Annotated in this window: 3 protein-coding genes; 1 reads left to right on the top strand and 2 read right to left on the bottom strand. The window is 72.8% G+C overall.

What is annotated here, in order from left to right:
* Positions 1-215 precede the first annotated feature (215 nt).
* Complete coding sequence (locus J0670_RS35760) at positions 216-800, top strand: DinB family protein (protein ID WP_207816781.1); 585 nt, start codon at positions 216-218, stop codon at positions 798-800.
* 145 nt (positions 801-945) lie between these two features.
* Here J0670_RS35760 and J0670_RS35755 read toward each other — a convergent pair whose 3' ends face one another.
* Both J0670_RS35755 and J0670_RS35750 read right to left on the bottom strand, forming a co-directional pair.
* Positions 946-1,404: a hypothetical protein gene (locus J0670_RS35755; protein ID WP_207816780.1), complete on the bottom strand. Its 459-nt coding sequence runs from the start codon at positions 1,402-1,404 to the stop codon at positions 946-948.
* 123 nt (positions 1,405-1,527) lie between these two features.
* Complete coding sequence (locus J0670_RS35750) at positions 1,528-2,046, bottom strand: hypothetical protein (RefSeq protein WP_207816778.1); 519 nt, start codon at positions 2,044-2,046, stop codon at positions 1,528-1,530.
* Positions 2,047-2,474 lie beyond the last annotated feature (428 nt).

Here is a 2,474-nt window from a genome sequence, read left to right as displayed (position 1 = left end):
ACCAGAAGTCGGCCCCGCCGACTTCCCGTGCAGCACGGCCCTCACCAACTTCCCGGCCCCAAGCACCCCTTGGAGGTTGTCTCACGTGGCAGGTTCCGCGAGCTCCTGGTGGCGGGCCAGGGCGGCGGCCCTGGCCGGGCCCCGGCTCCGCCGGCCGTCGCGGACCGCGTACGGGATCTTGAGACCACGAGCGGCCCATGGCAGGCTCATGCCGCATGATCGATGGATTCGCGAAGGACAACCTGCACGGGAGACTGCGGCGGGACCGCGAGGCGCTGCTCTGGAAACTCGACGGCTTGTCCGAATACGACGCCCGCCGACCTTTGACAGCGACCGGGACCAACCTCCTCGGCCTGGTCAAACACGTGGCCACCGTCGAGGCCAGGTACTTCGGCGAGGTCTTCGACCGCCCTTGCCCGGAACCGCTGCCCCGGTGGCAGGACCACGACGGCAGCGATCTGTGGGCGAGCGAGGACGAGACCCGCGACCAGATCATCGGGTTCTACCGGCGCACCTGGGAACACTCGGACGCGACGATCAACGCGCTTGCCCTCGACGCCCCCGGCCACGTGCCGTGGTGGCCGGAGCCTCATGCCGACACGAACCTGTTCGCCATCATGGTCCACGTCCTCGGCGAGTCCAACCGGCATGCCGGGCACGCCGATATCCTGCGCGAGGGCCTCGACGGCCGGACCGGGTTGCGCCCCGAACACGAGAAGCGGATCGACGAGCAGGCCCGTGCGGCCTACCGCGCGAAGATCGAGCGGGCCGCCAGGTCGGCCGCACCCGTCAAGGCTTAGAGGTTGTCTCACGTGCCCGGGCCGCACCCGGTACTTCCGGGACGGGGCCGCGAGGGCCGGACTCGTGCGGGCCGGTCAGCCGTCGGCCCGAGGTGACGGGAGCGCTCCGCCGGCACCGGGGATGCGGCGGGGCGGCTTCGCCGGCCTACGCGTCGTGCTCGCGGGGCTTGTCGAGCCAGCCCGCGGCGGTCACCAGGGCGGGGTGCCCCCCGCCGTTGACCCAGTGCCAGTTGGCGGGCGAGGCGTGGGAGCCGGCCGCCGGCACGCGGCGCCCCTGGCCGTTGACCCAGGTCCGGGCGAACGCGGCGAGGTCATCGGGCGAGTCCATGCCCGCCGGGGTGACGGCGTGCTCGCTGAAGCGCTGTTCCCAGGCGGCCGGGACGGGGCCGGAAAGGGCCTCGCCGCCGCCCCGGCCTTGGGCGGACGTGGCGCCCTGGACGCGGCTCTCGGCGGAATCCTGCGCGGGCGCGGCGGGGGCGTCGGTGATGTACCGCGCCGGAGTCAGGCCCGCGGCGCTGTCCGTTCCCGCGTTCGCGAGCGCCACTGCGGCGCCGAGTGAGGCCAGCGCGGCCGCCGCCGCGCCGGCCACTGCACGCTTGATCACGATGGTCCTCCCACCATCTCGAAGGGTCGGTGCGCACAGTGGACCGATGGCCGGCAGACGTTCGATCAACGCGAGCCGCAGGGGAGGGGCGCCGAGAACCCGGCGGACACAGGGGGCGGGCCGTCAGAGCTGCCTGGTCCAGCGGTTGTGCTTCGTGTCGGTCGGCTCGTGGACGAAGCCGTAGCGCGTCATCGACTTCGCCCCGGGGACGGTTCCCATGTTGGAGACGATGCGCTGGAATCCCGCGTCGCGCATGGTCTGGAAGGCCTTGGTCGCGAGCTCTTCCACGATCTGGCGCCTGGTCGTGCGGTCGACTCCCGGGACGACGAAGAACCAGCCGGTGTCGCACTCGGCCTCGTCGGCCGCCCTGACGGTCTGGATGCAGAACCATCCGCCGATCACGGTGTCGGACTCGTCGAGGACGACCAGGTGCTTGACGCCGGGGCCGAGTTTCCCGTCGACGCCCGCGCGGGTGTAGGTGACGGGGTTGTCCGCCGTGTAGCCCTCGTCGTTGAAGACCGATTGCGCGAAGGCGCTGTTCAGTGCCGACACCACGTCGTCCCACCGTGAGGCCATGTAGGCGGCGTCCACCAGCAGGATCCTGGCGCTCTCGATTCCACCCGGGGTGTCAGACTCCGACAAGGCCGAACTCCTTCGTGCGACGCACCGTGGCGCGCGGGGCGTGCGGGTGCCCCGGCGCCTTCACTCGCGCCACCGTGCCTCCCCGGTGGCGGGTGGAAACCGGATCCCCCGGGCGTCACCTGATCGCCGCGCGATCAGCCGCCAACGGCCCTGCGCGTGGTGGCCGGGTGGGGCCCGCTTCCGGAGAGGACGGGGCCGTGGGAATGCGGGCCGGCCCGTGGCCGCGGCGCCGCGTTGAGGCGTGCCGGGCACTCACTCCCAGCGGGAGACGATGAGGCCGGGGAGCACCGCGAACAGGTACCACAGGGCGCCCGCGGTGGCGGCGGCGGCCAGGAACACGGCGAGCAGGGTGAGGAGTTGGCGCCGGTTCACCGCAGGGCCCCCTCGGCGTGGGCGCGGGCGCGGGTGCGGACCTCGGCGACGGCGGG

The sequence above is a fragment of the Streptomyces sp. FH025 genome (genome assembly GCF_017427025.1).
Lineage (GTDB): Bacteria > Actinomycetota > Actinomycetes > Streptomycetales > Streptomycetaceae > Kitasatospora.
Note: the sequence above shows the minus strand (reverse complement) of the source record. Positions and strands in the feature narration are given on the sequence as shown.